This is a genomic window from Mesorhizobium sp. B2-1-3, assembly GCF_006442495.1.
Lineage (GTDB): Bacteria > Pseudomonadota > Alphaproteobacteria > Rhizobiales > Rhizobiaceae > Mesorhizobium.
Window position 1 is genome coordinate 104,358 of sequence record NZ_VFWL01000012.1, and the last position, 16,206, is coordinate 120,563.

At 61.7% G+C, this 16,206-nt stretch carries 16 protein-coding genes and 3 pseudogenes; 13 read left to right on the top strand and 6 right to left on the bottom strand.

Translation table 11 applies throughout. The features are described from left to right. Positions 1-306: 306 nt before the first annotated feature. A complete protein-coding gene (gene tssH / locus FJ973_RS20170) occupies positions 307-3,066 on the top strand; it encodes a type VI secretion system ATPase TssH (RefSeq protein WP_140524738.1) in 2,760 nt (919 codons plus the stop codon). A gap of 156 nt (positions 3,067-3,222) precedes the next feature. Here tssH and FJ973_RS20175 read toward each other — a convergent pair whose 3' ends face one another. From FJ973_RS20175 to FJ973_RS20190, 4 genes and pseudogenes are all read right to left on the bottom strand, one after another. Further along, on the bottom strand, positions 3,223-3,621 hold the full coding sequence (locus FJ973_RS20175) for a hypothetical protein (protein WP_140498284.1): 399 nt from the start codon (positions 3,619-3,621) through the stop codon (positions 3,223-3,225). Positions 3,622-4,148: 527 nt separating this feature from the next. Then, positions 4,149-4,361: a hypothetical protein gene (locus FJ973_RS20180; protein WP_181165313.1), complete on the bottom strand. Its 213-nt coding sequence runs from the start codon at positions 4,359-4,361 to the stop codon at positions 4,149-4,151. Positions 4,362-4,555: 194 nt separating this feature from the next. Then, positions 4,556-4,672, bottom strand: a pseudogene (locus tag FJ973_RS20185) (SDR family NAD(P)-dependent oxidoreductase); the annotation flags it as partial. A 155-nt stretch (positions 4,673-4,827) separates the two neighbouring features. Next, on the bottom strand, positions 4,828-6,003 hold the full coding sequence (locus FJ973_RS20190; RefSeq protein WP_140557379.1) for an alkene reductase: 1,176 nt from the start codon (positions 6,001-6,003) through the stop codon (positions 4,828-4,830). A 110-nt stretch (positions 6,004-6,113) separates the two neighbouring features. On the opposite strand from FJ973_RS20190, the gene FJ973_RS20195 reads away from it, so the two are divergent. Beyond that, complete coding sequence (locus tag FJ973_RS20195; protein WP_140498281.1) at positions 6,114-7,025, top strand: LysR family transcriptional regulator; 912 nt, start codon at positions 6,114-6,116, stop codon at positions 7,023-7,025. A gap of 22 nt (positions 7,026-7,047) precedes the next feature. Here FJ973_RS20195 and FJ973_RS20200 read toward each other — a convergent pair whose 3' ends face one another. Continuing rightward, the gene (locus FJ973_RS20200; protein ID WP_140498280.1) at positions 7,048-8,475 is read right to left on the bottom strand and encodes a PLP-dependent aminotransferase family protein; all 1,428 of its coding nucleotides are present in this window, start codon (positions 8,473-8,475) and stop codon (positions 7,048-7,050) included. 85 nt (positions 8,476-8,560) lie between these two features. Between FJ973_RS20200 and FJ973_RS20205 the strand changes: the two genes are divergently transcribed. The 4 genes and pseudogenes from FJ973_RS20205 to FJ973_RS31425 all read left to right on the top strand — a co-directional run. Then, positions 8,561-8,974: a cupin domain-containing protein gene (locus FJ973_RS20205; RefSeq protein WP_140557381.1), complete on the top strand. Its 414-nt coding sequence runs from the start codon at positions 8,561-8,563 to the stop codon at positions 8,972-8,974. A 13-nt stretch (positions 8,975-8,987) separates the two neighbouring features. Then, complete coding sequence (locus FJ973_RS20210) at positions 8,988-9,443, top strand: carboxymuconolactone decarboxylase family protein (RefSeq protein ID WP_140557383.1); 456 nt, start codon at positions 8,988-8,990, stop codon at positions 9,441-9,443. 337 nt (positions 9,444-9,780) lie between these two features. Continuing rightward, positions 9,781-9,920: pseudogene (locus FJ973_RS20215) on the top strand (oxidoreductase); the annotation flags it as partial. Beyond that, positions 9,921-10,212 (top strand): annotated as a pseudogene (locus FJ973_RS31425) (NADP oxidoreductase coenzyme); the annotation flags it as partial. It abuts the pseudogene before it with no gap. Positions 10,213-10,345: 133 nt separating this feature from the next. Here FJ973_RS31425 and FJ973_RS20225 read toward each other — a convergent pair. Beyond that, positions 10,346-10,933: a TetR/AcrR family transcriptional regulator gene (locus FJ973_RS20225; protein WP_140524731.1), complete on the bottom strand. Its 588-nt coding sequence runs from the start codon at positions 10,931-10,933 to the stop codon at positions 10,346-10,348. Between the two features lie 140 nt (positions 10,934-11,073). Between FJ973_RS20225 and FJ973_RS20230 the strand changes: the two genes are divergently transcribed. The 7 genes from FJ973_RS20230 to FJ973_RS20260 all read left to right on the top strand — a co-directional run bounded on the left by FJ973_RS20230 (position 11,074) and on the right by FJ973_RS20260 (position 16,157). Next, a complete protein-coding gene (locus tag FJ973_RS20230) occupies positions 11,074-11,709 on the top strand; it encodes an NADPH-dependent F420 reductase (protein ID WP_140557384.1) in 636 nt (211 codons plus the stop codon). Between the two features lie 46 nt (positions 11,710-11,755). Then, entirely contained in the window at positions 11,756-12,709 is a 954-nt protein-coding gene (locus FJ973_RS20235) for an SDR family oxidoreductase (protein ID WP_140557386.1), read from the top strand. Between the two features lie 31 nt (positions 12,710-12,740). Then, positions 12,741-13,361 (top strand): NAD(P)-binding domain-containing protein, encoded by a 621-nt coding sequence (locus tag FJ973_RS20240; RefSeq protein WP_140557388.1) that lies wholly within the window; start codon positions 12,741-12,743, stop codon positions 13,359-13,361. A 46-nt stretch (positions 13,362-13,407) separates the two neighbouring features. Further along, entirely contained in the window at positions 13,408-14,517 is a 1,110-nt protein-coding gene (locus FJ973_RS20245) for an epoxide hydrolase family protein (RefSeq protein ID WP_140557390.1), read from the top strand. Positions 14,518-14,527: 10 nt separating this feature from the next. Beyond that, positions 14,528-15,052 carry a hypothetical protein gene (locus FJ973_RS20250; RefSeq protein WP_140515119.1) on the top strand — a complete coding sequence of 175 codons (525 nt, stop codon included), beginning with the start codon at positions 14,528-14,530 and terminating at the stop codon, positions 15,050-15,052. 177 nt (positions 15,053-15,229) lie between these two features. Further along, complete coding sequence (locus FJ973_RS20255; RefSeq protein WP_181167172.1) at positions 15,230-15,577, top strand: non-heme iron oxygenase ferredoxin subunit; 348 nt, start codon at positions 15,230-15,232, stop codon at positions 15,575-15,577. 316 nt (positions 15,578-15,893) lie between these two features. Next, positions 15,894-16,157: a hypothetical protein gene (locus FJ973_RS20260; RefSeq protein ID WP_140557391.1), complete on the top strand. Its 264-nt coding sequence runs from the start codon at positions 15,894-15,896 to the stop codon at positions 16,155-16,157. Positions 16,158-16,206: the final 49 nt, after the last annotated feature.

Here is a 16,206-nt window from a genome sequence, read left to right on the forward strand (position 1 = left end):
CCGGCCCTCAACGGCACCTGACCCAAGGTTACCACACTGATGTGCCGTACGCCAATTAAAGCCGCTGCTTAAAAGCTAACGAAAGCTGACCACCGCGTGTTCGCTATGGGATGGCTTGGCGAGACTGCCGAACCCAATCGGCAAAATACACCACACGGATGCGCGAATTCTTCTGCCGCCAGTGGTTCGGGCTTCCAAAGGCTGACGGCCCCGCGAACGGCCTTGGCGACGCCGTCCATCGGGCGCTTTGTCAAGCGACGGCTTATGTGGCAGGTTGTCGACTGGCAGATTGCAGGAGCAGGTTCGATGGAACAGCGCCGGTCGTCACAGAGCTTCAAGCGTAAGGAACTGGTCGGCAAGCTCAATCCTGTCGGCGTGCGCGCCTTCAAGGCAGCCGCGGACACCGCCAAGCTGCGCGGCAACCCTTACGTCGAACTCGTCCACTTCATCGAGCAACTGGTGCTTTCCGATCGCTCGGACGTGCAAATGATCATCGCCGATGCGGGAGTGGATGCCAGCCGGCTCACGGCCGATATGACCCGCGCCGTGGACAAGCTGCCATACGGCGCCACATCGATCGAGGAATTTTCCGACCACATCTTTCATGCCATCCAGGAGGCCTGGAACTTGGCGACGCTTGAGTTCAGCGTCGAGGAAGTCCGCAGCGCGCATATTCTGCTCGCTTGCCTGAAGACCCCGGTCCTAGAAGGCCTGCTGTCGAAGATCAGCGGCGCATTCGACGAGATCGACGCCGACGCGGTGATCGCGCGGTTCGCCGATGTCATGGAGGGCTCACTCGAAGCTGGCACCTCGACCACGGTCTCCGCAACGGAGATGCCACGGCGGGCTCCGGGTGGGGATTCGGCGCTGGCGAAATACGCCACCGACCTGACCCAGCGCGCCCGCGACGGCAAGATCGATCCCGTCGTCGGCCGCGACCCCGAGATCAGGCAGATCGTTGATGTGCTGATGCGGCGGCGGCAGAACAACCCGATCCTGACGGGCGAAGCCGGGGTAGGCAAGACCGCGGTCGTCGAGGGCTTCGCCTTGCGTATTGCCCAGGGCGATGTACCGCCGATGCTACAGGGCGTCAGCGTGCGCATGCTCGATGTCGGTTTGATGCAGGCCGGGGCAAGCGTAAAGGGCGAGTTCGAAAAACGGCTTAAGGCTGTAATCGACGAGGTGCAGTCGTCCGAAACACCGGTCATCCTTTTTATCGATGAAGCTCACACCTTGATCGGCGCAGGCGGCCCTGCTGGAACCGGCGACGCGGCCAATCTCCTGAAGCCGGCGCTGGCACGCGGTGAACTGCGTACCGTCGCGGCTACGACCTGGGCTGAATACAAGCAGCACATAGAAAAAGACCCGGCGCTGACCCGTCGGTTTCAGGTGGTAAAGATCGACGAGCCTTCCGAAGCTGTGGCCGTTCTCATGTTGCGCGGGGTGGCCGGAGTTCTCGAGCAGCACCACCGGGTGCAGATACTGGATGAGGCGATCGAGGCGGCAGTGGGCCTGTCACACCGCTATATCCCGGCGCGGCAACTACCCGACAAGGCGGTAAGCCTTCTCGACACCGCTTGCGCCCGGGTCGCAATCTCGCAGCATGCCACGCCGGCCGAGCTCGAGGATATCATACGGCGGCGCCAGGCGCTGGAGGTCGAGCACGGCATCATCGATCGTGAGGCGGCGATCGGGATCGAGGTGACCGAACGGCAGGCACGGGTCGACACCGGACTTGCCGAAACAGGGGTCGCGCTGGCTGCCGCGCAACAACGTTGGGACCGCGAAAGAGTTTTAGTTGCCGAGATACTCGAATTGCGTGCCCGACTGCGCGGCGACGGTATGCCGCTCGATGCGATGGAAACGCCAGCGGATGCCAACGCCTCTGAGTCTGAGTTGCCTGAGATCCAAACGCCCAAGGACAAGGCATCCGATCCCAAAGTGAAAACGGCTGTTGCCGATGGACTTCCACCTGATCCGGTCGCCGATCTTACCCGGTTGCGCGAACGCATGGCTGAACTGGCCGAGGCGCAAGGCGAGGCGCCGCTGATCCTGCCCTCGGTTGATCGAAATGCCGTGGCCGCGGTGGTCCAGGACTGGACCGGCATCCCCACGGGGCGCATGCTGTCGAGCCAGACCGAAAAAGCCCTCCGGCTCGCGGCCACTCTGTGCGAGCGCGTGGTTGGCCAAGAGCATGCCATGGAGATGATCGCCAAGCGTGTGCAGACCAGCCGCGCCGGGCTCGGCGCGCCGGAAAAGCCGGTGGGGGTGTTCCTGCTTTGTGGCCCCTCCGGCGTCGGCAAGACCGAAACCGCGCTGGCCTTGGCGGAGACGCTTTATGGTGGCGAACAGAACCTGATCTCGATCAACATGTCGGAGTTTCAGGAGGCGCATACTGTCTCGACTTTAAAGGGAGCGCCCCCCGGCTATGTCGGCTACGGCAAGGGTGGCATCCTGACAGAGGCGGTTCGGCGCAAACCCTATTCGGTGATCCTGCTCGACGAGGTCGAGAAGGCGCATCCGGACGTCCACGAAATCTTCTTCCAGGTTTTCGACAAGGGCATGATGGACGACAGCGAAGGGCGGCGCATCGATTTCAAGAACACATTGATCCTGCTCACCTCGAACGTCGGCTCTGAAGTCATCATGGATCGGACGAGGAACGGCACGGTTCGGACCGGCCTCGAAGATCTGGATACGGCCTTGCGCCGGCCGTTGCTGAAGGTTTTTCCGGCGGCGTTTCTTGGACGGGTGGTAACCATTCCTTACTACCCGCTGTCGGATTCGATGATCGAGGCGATCACCCGTCATCAGTTCGCCAGGATCGCTCGCCGGCTGCGTGCAACCAGTGGCGCGGAACTGGTGATCGGCGACGGCGTCATCGATCTGGTCAGGGCACGCTGCACGGAAATCGAATCCGGCGGGCGGATGATCGATGCCATCTTAACCAACACGCTTCTGCCGGAATTAAGCCGCGGCGTGCTCAACCGGTCGCTTGACGGTGAAAAGATGACGAAGGTGACCGTCGGAGCCTCCGACGGGGGCTTTACTTATTTCTTCGAGTAATTTGGGCGGATGGTACCGGCGCATCAAACGGCTTTGCATCCGCGCGGTGGATTGAAGGATGTCTTCCACGGCATGGCGCAAAGAGCGCGGCGAGGCTTTTGTCCGCGCTTGCGTGCAAAAGGCAACCAAGCACGCAAAGGAGTTTCCTTTGGGCTGCTAGACCGCTCGCCGTCGCTTGCCGTCATAGTCCCCGGGTGTGCTCATTCTGGCCCCTGGATTATACTGAACGTGAATATGCGGAAACATAGGCCCTTGATCGTTCACCAGGACTAAATACTTGGCCTTGCCAAGTTCAGAGTTAAGCTCCTGCTGCAAAAAGTATCCTAAAAGGATTGACAACATACCGGTCCCGCGATCCGCCAGCTTTTTCGTCCTAATATCAACCGCATTGCCGGAATGATGCAGGGACCAGCGGGAATGATTATACCACTCTTTTCCAGCAGTAAGCTCAAGCTCAAGCCGCCTCGGCGCATGTTGTCTGAAAACGCGTCGAATTATCGGAATGGCCTCCTGCATTTGCGGGCTGAGGCCGCTTTCAATTGTTCTCTCCCTCATCGCAATCTCCATGAAAAGAAAGCGTCATTCCCTTACCACAACTATTACACCTACGCCTCATCCATGAATATCGCAGGGCCGAGATCAAGCTTTTTGTGAGTGCAAACGTGATGCCTCAGATCGTATGCAAGCCGGTGCACCATGCCATGTTGCCGTCGTCGCCCATTTTGGCGAGCGGTTCCCTGTCATGCATCGTGGCAGGATCGTCGAGTTCGGCCCACCACCCGATCATTACTGACCCCCACTCAAACGTCGCCGAAACCCGCGACGTAACGTGCTGAAAACAAAAGTAAAACATTCCATAGATAATCAGCAACAATCGGCACGCAGATAGCTACTTTGTCGGCAGGTAGTCGTGCGAAACCATCGTCCCAATTCGCCAAGCGCCCGATGGGCTCACGGCAATTGGGGATTGCTGGTGGATTGCGGTAATTCGTTTGGTCGTGCTGGAATTTGATACGAGTGTCATTCCAAGTACCTGGCGACCATCGGCCACGCCGCAAGTTGGCGGCTATCTGCGGCCAGCTTTAAAAGCCAATGACCATCCACGGATCGGTGTCGTATCCGAGGCGCGGCTTTTCCGGGGTTGCTCCATCCGGCATTTTGGCCGTGCCAGTCAAACCGCAGTCCAGATCTCTCACCGGCTTCTTGGTCGAATGCTTCGTAGAGCACAGGGCCGCAGCATCACCGACCACCACTTTCTTTTCCTTGGCAATGGTGCCACCAGTCGCAGCGATCATGATAGCCGCGCAAAATATAGCAACTCTCATCGTACTCCCCCACGGTTGCGCATCCTCAAGATGCCGGACATTACGTTACGTCATTTTTATATTAGCACAAGCGAATATTTAATCCTCACGCCCGCCTCCTGCCAATGGCCTCGAGGCGGGCTGCTCTTCCATTTCGCGATGGCCTTCACGCCAAGCTCGTCCGCTGGATCATCGCCACGAGCGATGCCGACAACGTGATGACCGTCGGCGGCGAGCCGCGCCGAGAGCGCGCGGCCGATGCCCTTGCTGGCGCCGGTGACGAGAAATGTTCGCTTTGTCATGATGTTTCTGCCTGTCGTGAAAGAAGGGCGGTCAGGCGCACCCAGATCCAGGATCTGCGCGGGCACAGGGCGACTCCGCCGGAACCTATGGAGGTCGTCTCGACCGGCAGGAGTGCGTGGCGCTGCGCCGGACTCCTGCTCGGCCTATCGTCGTGTCAGGCGGCCCTGCTTGCGGCGCCATTCTTCGAATAGGTGGGGAAGTCCGTGTACCCCACCTCGCCATTGCGGGTGTAATAGACGGACCGGTCCGCTACGGCCAATGGCCAGCCGCTCCGAAGACGCTCGACGAGATCCGGGTTCGCGATATACGGCCTGCCATAGGCAATCAGGTCCACCAGCCCGGTAGCGAGCGCGGCTTGGGCACGCTCGACGTCATTGAAGCCGCCGCACCATATGAACGCGCCGGGGAACGACGCTCGCGCCTTGGCGAGCATGTCATGGTCGAGATGGCGCGCCTCGAACGTGGCCGATTCCATGTTGCCGTCGGGCAGCAGTTCGTAGAGCAGATGGACATAGGCCACGCTACGGCGCCCGAGCTGCTCGACGATGTACAGGAACGTCTCCTCGACGAGCGGATCAGCGGGCATTGAACCATATTTGCCGAACGGTGAGAGGCGAACCCCCACGCGTCCCGCGCCGAATTCCGCCACGACCGCGTCGACGACTTCCATCAGGAAGCGCGCACGATCTTCCATGCTGCCGCCGCCGTAGCGGTCGGTGCGGGTGTTGAGCACCGAGTTCATGAACTGCTCGATCAGATAGCCGTTGGCGGCATGGATCTCGATGCCGTCAAACCCGACCTCCCGCGCATTGGCGGCGGCTTTGGCGAAGGTTCCCACCATGGCCGTCACTTCCTCGGTGCTGAGCGGCCTCGGCGTCTCTGCCGCCATGAAGCGCAACCGGCCGTCCGGGCCATGGGCGAACACCTCTGAGCCGACGGCCTGTTCCGCGGTCACGCCCACTGGCGCCTGGCCGTTCGGCAGAAGCGAGGAATGCGCCAGTCGGCCGACATGCCACAGCTGCATGAAGATGGTGCCGCCCTGACGATGAACCTCTTCGGTCACCGGGCGCCAGGCCTGCTTCTGGGCTTCGGAGTGAATCCCGGGAATCCGCGCGTAGCCGTGGCTGGACTGATCCACGTCGTTGACTTCGGAGATGATCAGGCCGGCGCTAGCTCGCTGACCGTAATATTTGACGGTCAGTTCGTTCGGGAGGTCGCCATCTGTCGGAAGAGCACCCTCGGAGGTGCGGGTGCGCGTCATCGGCGGCATGACGATGCGGCTCGTGAGGTGGACGGGACCTAGATCGAAGGAATCGAATAGAGAGGGCATGGGGCGGCTCCTGTGGAGAATTAAAGCTCCAGAAGATATAAAGGATACCCCTCAGCAGATTAGTGCCGGCCTGGTGGACTCACTATTGCGTCTGAAGCTACAATAGGCGGATGAACTCGCGTTTCGATGGCATCGCCGAATTCGTAGCCGTTATTCGGCTCGGTAGTTTCACCGCGGTTGCGGCGGAAATGGGCATGGCCAAGTCCGCGATCGGCCGGGCGGTGTCGCGTCTGGAGGCGCGCTTGGGCTCCAAGCTGCTCCACCGGACGACCCGCCGCCTGACCTTGACGCCTGCCGGAGAGGCCTGGCTGGAGCACTGCGTCGCGGCACTCGACGAACTTGAGCGTGGCGAGAGCGCCCTCGCGCTCGCGCGGGACACGCCTGGCGGCGAAGTCCGCATCGATCTCCCGACGGCGTTCGGTCGACTGCACGTCATGCCCGTACTGTTAGGGGTTGCGAAACGCTATCCGGCGCTGAACCTCAATGTCAGCTTCACCGACCGGCGGGTCGACCTGATCGGCGAAAACATCGACCTCGCCGTGCGTATCGGCAATCTTGAGGATTCGACCGACCTCGTCGCGCGACAGATTGGGGTCCAGCAGACGGTGATAGTCGGAGCACCTGGCTATCTCGCACGGCGGGGCGTTCCGCGATCCTGGAGCGATCTTGCCGGACACGATTGCATCGTCGGACGACGGCAAGGCAACCGCATCGCCTGGCTGATGAAGCAACCCGACGGCTCGACAGCGCGGCAGGCCGTCCCCGTCAAGCATGAACTGCAGGATTTCGAGACGGTGCTAATGGCCGCTAAGGCAGGACACGGTCTGACGCAACTTCCGTCATGGATGGTGGAAGGCGATCTTCAAGACGGGGCCCTTCAGATTGTCCTGGAGGGCCTGTCAGGCGGCGAACTGCCGATCAGCGTCCTGTGGCCGCAGACAAAGGCGCTGCCGGCGAAGATTCGCGTTACCATAGACGGCCTCGTTCAGTGGTCGCTTGTTTCAACGAGTGTCGCTGCCTAGCAACGTCTTACTTGGAGCAGTCTCAAATCGGCTGTCCGCCGTCGATCCGCCTAATCGCCTCGAAGAGCCGATCACAGGATTTTGCCAGGTTCTTGCCCGGCGTGGTGGCGACCCCGAGCAAGAGGCCGGATTCGGCAGTTGCGGGCGACGCATACCACGCGGAGAGCGGTGCGGGCGACATCCCGAAGGCCGAAACCTCGCGCGCCACGGCAATGTCCGATATTTCCCTCGGCAGCTTCAGCAGCACGGCCAGGCCCGGCGTTGCAATCTGGTCAGCATTCACATTCGCCCAAAGCTGCTCGAGCAACGTCGCGCGCCTTGCGACATAGGCCCGCTTCGTGCGGCGGAGATGGCGAATGTAGTGGCCCTCCCGCATGAATTCGGCGGTCGCGAGCTGCACTGCCGGCCCCGGGGCGGGCGCTAAGCACGCCGCGACTTCAGCGAAAGCGCATACGAGGCTGGCCGGCACGATCGCGAAACCCAGCCGAAGGGTCGGGCTGATTGTCTTGCTGAAGGACCCGATGTGAATGACGCGCCCGTCGCGGTCGAGCGACGCGAGCGCCGGCGCGGCCCTGCCGGTCAGCTGAAGCTCGCTCAGATAATCGTCTTCGATCACCCAGGCCTGGGTCGAAGCTGCCCATTCGAGCAGGCGCAGGCGCCGCTCGAGCGACAAGGTCGAGCCGAGCGGCGCATGTTGACCCGGTGTGACCAGGGCAAGCTTCGCGGTCGGATGCTGGCACAGTGCGTCATCGAGATCGATGCCGTTGCAATCGACCGGGACCGGAGCGAGAGACAAACCGGCGAGTTCGAGCCCCTTTCGGGTCCATGGGAAACTGGGCTCCTCGATCCAGGCGGTCTCCCCCGCCAGCTTCAGAACGGATAGCGCCAGGCCGAGCCCCGCACCGAAACCTCCAGTGATAATGACCTGCGACGGCAGACAGATGATGCCCCGTGCTACGGCGAGGTAGCCAGCGATTTCCCGCCTCAACTCGAGTTCGCCGCGAGGATCGGGGTAGAGGGCGGCGGCAGCGGCTTCGGCGCGGATGGCGTGCGCGCGTATCCGCGCGAACAAGGTGGCGGGGAAGATATCGCTTGCGGGGATGCCCATCTGGAAGATCCGGGGACCCTGCGTCATCTCCTGATAAATCCGCATGAAGGAGCCTTCATCCGGCACCGGCTCGGATTTCGCGACGGTGCGGGGGCGCTGTGCGACGCGCGTTCCCTCAGCTGGCGTTGCCTCGATCAACTGGGCGGCCGCGAGCTTCTCATAGGCGGTCCGGACGGTGCCGCGCGCGACGCCCAGCTGTGCTGCCAGGTCCTGCCATGAGGGCAACCGTGCGCCTGGTTCCAGCGCGCCTTCCTCGATTGCGACGGCCACGCCCTTGCGAATTTGCTCCGCAAGGGAAGTCTTGGCGGCGCGATCCAAATCCAGGTCCAGCGGCTTGCTCATGAAGCCTCAGTACACGATTTTTTTGCGTTCTTGGTGCTTTTTCCTGGCCCGATTCGCCGGCATCTAGACGGGCAAGGAGATGCCAATGCGAATTCGTGCCATTTTCACCGCCGCCTGCGCCGCGATTGCCATCGTCGGGCCGGCCTGGGCGCGCGACGACCAATCGGAGACGGTCACGCCGAAGTTCGAGCAGGTGATCCCCAACATCCCCGGCAAATCGATGGTCGTCGTCGAGGTCGATTATGCGCCGGGCGCCGCTTCGCAGCCGCACCGGCATGCCAGGTCCGCCTTTATCTTCGCCTATGTCGTCTCGGGCGAGATCGAGTCCAAGGTGAACGATGGCGAGACCCGCATCTACAAAGCGGGCGAGAGTTGGTCGGAGCTGCCCAACGCAACCCATTCGGTCAGCCGCAACGCCAGCAAGACCAGGCCAGCGAAGCTGCTTGCGGTCTTCGTCGTCGATTCCGACGACAAGGCCCTCACTACTCCCCTCAATTGAACGGATCGGAACGATGGCCAAGAGGCTCGACTACAACCAGATCGCCCCGAGCGGCGCCAAGGCGCTCGGCACCGTCTACGGCTATGTTCTCCAGAGCGGCTTGCCTGCCGAACTGGTCGAGCTCGCCTATCTGCGGGTCTCCCAGATCAACAACTGCGCCTATTGCCTTGACATGCACACGCGTGACCTCGTCAAGAAGGGCGTGAAGATCGAGAAGATCGCGCTGGTGCAAGCCTGGCAGGAAGGCGGCAGCCTGTTCAGCGAGAGAGAGCGCGCCGCGCTTCGCTGGGCCGAGAGCGTGACCAATGTTGCACAGACCGGGGTTCCGGACGCCGCCTATGAAGCCGTGCGTGCCGTCTTCGATGAAAAGCAGCTCGTCGACCTGACGATCGCGATCAGCCTGATGAACAGCTACAACCGAATGGCCATCAGCTTTCGGAACACGCCCCAGGCCGTTCTCGAGAATTGATGGAGCAGAATAATGAATGGTAACGTGATTTCCAGGATCAAGATCCCGGACAGCAAATTGGCGCGCGAGGCGACCGAGTTCGTTCGCGACAGCAAATCGAGTTCCTTTTCAATCACTCTGTTCGCTTGCGCCTTCTGGTGATCGTAACCTGACAGATGGCGGCCCTAAGGAGAGGCGGCTCAACTCGCAAGCCGGCAGCCCCATTGTCGTCGGTCAGGAGTGTGCACGGCGATTCCGAAACCGGCCGTTCCGTATGCGGCCTGAGAAGCGGTACACTCACGTTTCAGCTTGGACTTTGCAGCTATTCCCGCTTGCATCGCGACCGAACTCGCGACCGAAGGCTTACGGCTCAATGACTGCGTTTCAGCGCATGGGCGATCCGGCAGAGCTCGGGGCGGCGGCACCCTTCCTCGCCTCATCGGACAGCAGCTTCATGACAGCGAGGTAGCGGTCGACGGCGGCCTAGCCCAACTCTGACAGCCGTCTTCCAAGTTCATTGAGCAGGCCTTCTCAGGTGCAAACTGGTCAAGGGTTTCAATCATTTGATCGCTGCCATCCTTGACCAGGATCCGGCCGTAAAGGGCGGCAGGAGAGTCATATTCCTGGCGAGCGATGATGAAGACGCCGCGGCGCAGATTGGTACGCTCGCGGAAAATCTCGGCTTTGCGCCGATAAAGCTAGGCGGGCTTTCCGAAGGCGACTGCTCGTGCAGGCGCGCAGGAACAACTGGGGCCGGCTGGTCTTCAAGGACCTGGTCAAATTTGACTGATGAACATGACGTCCCCACCGGCAGGGACACGATGCACGCATCGGATCGAGCACTATCCGATGCGTGCGGCCGAGGTGATGCTTGGAAGCAAACGATAAAGTGCTCCGGCTCTCGTCAGCAGTATGATGAATACTTAGTTTTGACGGTCGAGCGCAGCAGAAGCCGATCCGGTCGACGGGTTCGCCAGGATGGCGCCCGTAATGATGCGAAAGAGATGATCGGCCCGCGGCGCGAATGAGGGTTGGTCGACCGCCCAGCCGAGCGCCGTCATCAGGGCGAACAGGTCATCCCCATTCATGTCGAGCCGCGCCGCGCCTTCGGCCTGTGCGCGGAGCAGCAGTCGCGCGCTCGCCGAGTGCACCGCTGCGCATGAAGCGTAAAGAGCGGAGTTCGGATTCGTGTGGGCGGCGGCCATCATGGCGACGACGCCCCTATAGCTTTGGGCGAACGCCAACCACTCCTGGAACCAGGAGATGAGCGCTTCGTCAGGCGAATCCGAGGTTTCGAGTTCATCTGCCCTCTGAGTCAGTGCGTCCAGATTCGTACACAGCAGCGCCTCGAACAGGGCTTCTCGCGTCGGGAAATGACGAAGCAGCGTGGCTAACCCGACCTCGGCCCGACGGGCGATATCGCGCATGGACGCATTGATACCGTGCTCGGCGACGACATCACGCGCGACCGCGAGGATATGGCTGTAATTTTTTTTTGCGTCGGCTCGCATGAGATGCCTTGATAAGCGGATCAGTGATCCGTATATGTGGATCGATGATCCGGTTACTAAGCGGATCGGTGAACCACTAAATAGAGTGCGTCTGCACAAATGGCAACAAAGGCGCCGCCCGCCCCGCAAGGAAAATGAACATGAGCACTATCAGCATCATCGGGTCAGGCGGTATGACCGCAGCGATCGGCGACCTTGCCGCCAAGGCCGGACACACCGTCGAGGTGATGAGCCGCGACGGTGCCAAGTCGCGGGCGCTGGCCGAGCAGGTCGGAGCCGGCCCGACGACCGGAACGTTTGGCGCCGCTCCGGTCGGGGACATTGTCATCCTGGCGGTTCCCTATTCGGCCGTTCTCGACGTGGTGAAGCAGTACGGCGAAAAGCTGGCAGGCAAGCTCATTGTCGACATCACCAACCCCATCAAATCCGACTTCACGGGTTTCTTGACTCCTGAAGACAGTTTCGGCGCGCAGGAGATCGCCAAGGTTGCTCCTGCCAATGCCACTATCGTCAAGGCGTTCAACACCCAGAACGCCCGGGTCTTGGCTGCCGGTCCAATCGGGGGCCATCCATTGGACGTGTTCATCGCCGGGGACGACTCTCAAGCGAAGGCGCGCGTCTCGGCGTTCATCGACAGCCTCGGACTACGTCCGATGGATACCGGGCGGCTGATTATGGCCCGAACGCTGGAGCACGCCTGCATGCTGTGGCTGGGCCTCATGACCCACTCCGTCAAACACACCAACTTCTCAATCCGCGTCAGCCTCCTCGGCTGAGCCCGCGGCACCACGTCTCGCATCACATTACCCAAGGAGCAGCAGCATGCGCGTTTTCGTTACTGGCGGGACCGGCCATATCGGTTCGTATGTCATCCCCGAGCTCATCGCGGCCGGACATGAGGTCATTGGCCTGGCCCGGTCGGACACGTCCGCGACTGCGGTATCGGCACTCGGCGCCAAGGTACGTCGCGGGGATATCACCGACCTCGATCGGCTCAAGGTCGCGGCGGCGGAGTCCGACGGCGTCATCCACGTCGCGCACCGGCAAGACCTGCTGCCCTCCGGCGGGATCGACGCCGTGGCAGCCGCGGAGCTCCAGATCATGCTCGCCTACGGCGAGGCGCTGGCGGGGACCGGAAAGCCGCTCGTCGTCTCAGGGAGCATCGGCTCGCCGGGGTGGGAAGGCCTGGGCCGGCCAGCCACCGAGGAAGATCCGGCTCTTCCCGGCGGCGAAGCATACAAAGGCACCCTGCGGGTTCGCAACGCCGTGGAACTCGCCGTGATCGGCTTAGCGGGACGGGGCGTGCGGTCTTCGGTCGTCCGAATTCCTCCCATCGCGCACAGCACGACCGATGCCGGCTTCCTCCAGCTGCTGATCGGTCTCGCGAAGGAGAAGGGCGTAATCGGTTACCCCGGAGACGGCGCGAACCTCTGGCCGGCTGTGCATGCCCGCGACCTGGCCTCCCTGTTCCGCCTGGCGCTGGAGAAGGGGCCGGCTGGCAAATATTGGCACGGGATTGAGGGCGAGGGCATCCGGTTCCGCGAGATCGCTGAGGCCATTGGCAGCCGTATGGGCATGCCTGCTGTGCCCATCCCTGCGGACGTACTGATGTTGCCGGGCTTCTTCGGCTTTCTCGCGAACTTGGTCACGCTGGACCTTCCGGCGTCCAACGCCATCACCCGCCAGACGCTCGGCTGGGAGCCAGCTCAGCCGGGCCTGCTCGAGGACCTCGACAACGGCCATTACTTCCCGGCGGATCGTATCGCGATCCCGTGATCCGTCCACCCAACTCACAAGGAGACAACACATGAGCACTATCAGCATCATCGGCTCAGGAGCCATGGCCGCCGCGATCGCGGGCCGTGCCGCCAAGGCCGGACATACCGTCGAGGTTGTCAGCCGCGACCCCGCCAAGGCGCGGGTGCTCGTCGACCAACTTGGAGTCGGAGCGACCACCGGGACATACGGCGCCGCCCCCGCGGGCGACATCGTCATCCTCGCCGTGCCGTACAGCGGTGCCGCGGCGGCGGTAGCCGACTTTGGGAAAGCGCTCGATGGCAAGGTGATCGTCGACATCGCCAACCCGGTTGCCCCCGACCTCTCAGGCCTCGTCACGCCCCACGGCAGTTCCGGCGCGCAGGAGACCGCAAAGGGCCTCCCCGCCGGCGCGCATGTTGTGAAGGCATTCAACACGATCTTTGGTCACGTGCTTGCGAAGGGCGGACGCCTCGACGCGTTCATCGCAGCCGACGATGCGGAGGCGAAAGCGCGCGTCTCGACGTTTCTCGAAAGTCTCGGGCTGCGTCCGCTCGACGTGGGCGGCTTGCACATGGCCCAGACGCTGGAGGCGCTCGGTTTGATGATGATTGGCCTCGCCAAAAACGGCGCCGGCACCTGGGACTTCGCCATGAACGTCGATATCGGCTGAACCACCGACATCAGCCCTCCGCTGCACTACAGCCAAGGAATCGATCATGATCACTCCCTTCCAGATTCCCTATGATGCGGACCAGGCCGCTGACCTTCGTAGCCGCCTCGCACGGACGCGTTGGGCCGACGCGGTAACTGACGACTGGACCATGGGAACCGAGCGCGGCGTCCTCAACCAGTTCATCGATTTCTGGCGTGACGGCTATGACTGGGCGCAGCGACGAGACCGGCTTAACCAGCTTCCCCATTTCCGGACGACGGTCGACGGCCATGGCATACACTTTCTGCATTTTCGCAGCGGCCAAAGGGGATCGATCCCGCTACTGCTGATGAACGGCTGGCCGTCAAGCTTCGTGGAGTTTCAGCGTATAGCACCGCTGCTTACCCAGGGAACGCCGGCATTCGATGTCGTGATCCCCACCATGCCCGGCTTCGGCTACTCGGACAGGCCAACCCGGCCCTACGAGGCGGAGCCCAGCGACCTTTATCCGAAGCTAATGACGATGCTGGGCTATAGGCGGTTCGTCGTGGCTGGGACTGACATCGGCTCCGGCCTTGCCACCCGGATGGCGCTTCGGCATCCGGCGCGTTTGCTGGCTCTCCATGTCTCGGCGGTCGCGCCGAAGCCGATTCCAGAAGATGCGTCGCCCCTGTCGAAAGCCGAGATCGACTATGACGAGCGCCTCCAACTGTGGATCCGGGAGGAAGGGGGCTATCAGGCGATCCAGAGCTCGAGGCCACAAACTCTCGCCTTTGGGCTTGCCGACAGTCCTGTTGGCCTCGCCTCGTGGATTGTCGAGAAATTCCGGGCCTGGACGGACTGCGATGGCGACGTCTTCTCTGTCTGGCCCCTCGAAGCCTTGATTGACACCCTGATGATCTACTGGATGACCAACACGATCGGGTCGTCTGTCCGCTACTATTACGATGCCGCCCGGCTGCGGCCGCCGCTGCGGGCAGATGACTTCGTGCATGTCCCCACCGCCGTCGCGATGTGGCCACATGATCTGGCGCTCGCGCCGCGCGAGCGGGCCGAGCGGCTCTACAATGTGCAGAGTTACACCGTCTTTCCGCGTGGCGGGCATTTTCCGGCCTGGGAAACGCCGGAACTCTACGCCGACGATTTGCGAAAGATCGCGCTCGCCGCGATCTGAACGAACAAGCGTGTTCCGCTTCACCCACGAGCGGGCACGGCTCGTGGAGATTGCCCGCCAGCGGCGTGCCGAGCAGGCGCGGCTGGCCAAGCTCGAAGAACAGCGGGTGGAATATCTCGATCGCAAGCTCGCGCAGCCAGAGCAGCGTGATCGACTACGGACGTTTCTGATGACGCTTCCCGCTGACTCCATCTCCGAGGAAGCGTTCGGGCGAAGAAGGAAGGTTACCGCTAGAGCCATTCACGGTCCACGATCTTCGGCATACGGGATCAGTGTTTTGGTACATCTGCCCCAGACGATTTTTCCATCCTCGAAGCGAGCTAGCAAGTCACTATCGTCGCCAATTGCCGGCTTGATGCTGCCTTGGCAGCCCGCTTCCAAGTTCGCGTTTCCGGCTCCTTTGGAGCGTTCCGTGCACGAATTGCAGGCCCCTCCGGCCGTTCGCATCGCGATGGACGTGAGGGCATTGTTTCTGATCACCAGATTGGCGCTTCGCGCATTGTCTCGGGCACGACCGGTTCGAACCCTCCGATAGATCTCCGTGCCTGACATATCGCCGCGTCCGGCTGCCATGCAGCCGTATTTTCGGCGATTGCTTGCCTGTGGTCGATCACTCGGCATGGGGTTCATCGATATCTCTATTCCCACAATGAATTTGCGAGCGAAGGAAAGAGAACGAAAATAAACGAAACAAACGGACATGGGGAGGCGCATGGACGCGCAGACTAATCCAGAAAGCAGGCAGTGGATCCAGGCGGTCCGTGCCGACAGTCTTCCTGTCGACGATGCGACGCGCATCGAGCACCAGGGGGTATGTATCGCCATCTTCAATCTTGCCGGCAAGTTCTACGCCACTTCAGGCATTTGCACGCACGCCCACGCCTTCCTTTCGGAAGGCTATATCGACGGCCAGACGGTGGAGTGTCCTTTGCATCAGGGACTGTTCCACATCCCCACCGGCACACCGCTTTCACCGCCCGTTACCGAGCGGCTGAAGACCTACGAAACCAAGGTGTCGGACGGCTACGTCCACATCCTGGTGGAAGGAGGAGTGACTTGAACTTGTCGGGATATATCCCGGGCTGAAAGCAAATATGGAGGAGACCTAAAATGCTGAAATTATCACGTCGCCATCTGCTGAAGACAGCCGCGGCGCTTTCCGTCCTCGCTGCTGCACCGCTGACGACAGTTCCGGCCTTCGCCGAAGACTCCGTCCACGCCGTTCTCAATGGCCTGATCAAGAAATACTCCGACGGAGCCAAGGCGGGCATATCGAATGCCGACGTCAGTGCGCTGTTCGAAAAGGACGGTTTCCGGGACTTCTCGACGTCTATCCGGTCGGGGACCCCGCCGGCGGATTCGTCTGGAAGCCGGGCATGGGCGCCAGCTTCGTCGGCCCTTACAGCAAGCTGCAGATCAAGGCGCCTTTCACGGATTATCTGCCGTTGCCTGAAGGTCCGGTGCTCGACGCCAGCAAGAAATATCGCATCGGCCTCGTCTTCCATGGCTTCAACCATCCCTGGCTGATCAGCCTCGCCGACACCGCCGCCTGGGAAGCCAAGCGCCATCCGAATATCGAACTGGAGGTCATCGACGCCGAGTTCGACGACAACAAGATGGGCCAGGTGATCGATACGTGATCGCCAAGCAATATGATGGCATCGTGCTGTGGCCGAACCGTGAAGCGCC

What these genes read in the sequence shown, in the direction of transcription:
- tssH (WP_140524738.1), top strand. Translation starts at nt 307, where the DNA reads ATGGAACAGCGCCGGTCGTCACAGAGCTTCAAGCGTAAGGAACTGGTC.
- FJ973_RS20175 (WP_140498284.1), bottom strand. Translation starts at nt 3,621, where the DNA reads ATGAGGGAGAGAACAATTGAAAGCGGCCTCAGCCCGCAAATGCAGGAG.
- FJ973_RS20180 (WP_181165313.1), bottom strand. Translation starts at nt 4,361, where the DNA reads ATGATCGCTGCGACTGGTGGCACCATTGCCAAGGAAAAGAAAGTGGTG.
- FJ973_RS20190 (WP_140557379.1), bottom strand. Translation starts at nt 6,003, where the DNA reads ATGCCCTCTCTATTCGATTCCTTCGATCTAGGTCCCGTCCACCTCACG.
- FJ973_RS20195 (WP_140498281.1), top strand. Translation starts at nt 6,114, where the DNA reads ATGAACTCGCGTTTCGATGGCATCGCCGAATTCGTAGCCGTTATTCGG.
- FJ973_RS20200 (WP_140498280.1), bottom strand. Translation starts at nt 8,475, where the DNA reads ATGAGCAAGCCGCTGGACCTGGATTTGGATCGCGCCGCCAAGACTTCC.
- FJ973_RS20205 (WP_140557381.1), top strand. Translation starts at nt 8,561, where the DNA reads ATGCGAATTCGTGCCATTTTCACCGCCGCCTGCGCCGCGATTGCCATC.
- FJ973_RS20210 (WP_140557383.1), top strand. Translation starts at nt 8,988, where the DNA reads ATGGCCAAGAGGCTCGACTACAACCAGATCGCCCCGAGCGGCGCCAAG.
- FJ973_RS20225 (WP_140524731.1), bottom strand. Translation starts at nt 10,933, where the DNA reads ATGCGAGCCGACGCAAAAAAAAATTACAGCCATATCCTCGCGGTCGCG.
- FJ973_RS20230 (WP_140557384.1), top strand. Translation starts at nt 11,074, where the DNA reads ATGAGCACTATCAGCATCATCGGGTCAGGCGGTATGACCGCAGCGATC.
- FJ973_RS20235 (WP_140557386.1), top strand. Translation starts at nt 11,756, where the DNA reads ATGCGCGTTTTCGTTACTGGCGGGACCGGCCATATCGGTTCGTATGTC.
- FJ973_RS20240 (WP_140557388.1), top strand. Translation starts at nt 12,741, where the DNA reads ATGAGCACTATCAGCATCATCGGCTCAGGAGCCATGGCCGCCGCGATC.
- FJ973_RS20245 (WP_140557390.1), top strand. Translation starts at nt 13,408, where the DNA reads ATGATCACTCCCTTCCAGATTCCCTATGATGCGGACCAGGCCGCTGAC.
- FJ973_RS20255 (WP_181167172.1), top strand. Translation starts at nt 15,230, where the DNA reads ATGGACGCGCAGACTAATCCAGAAAGCAGGCAGTGGATCCAGGCGGTC.
- FJ973_RS20260 (WP_140557391.1), top strand. Translation starts at nt 15,894, where the DNA reads ATGGGCGCCAGCTTCGTCGGCCCTTACAGCAAGCTGCAGATCAAGGCG.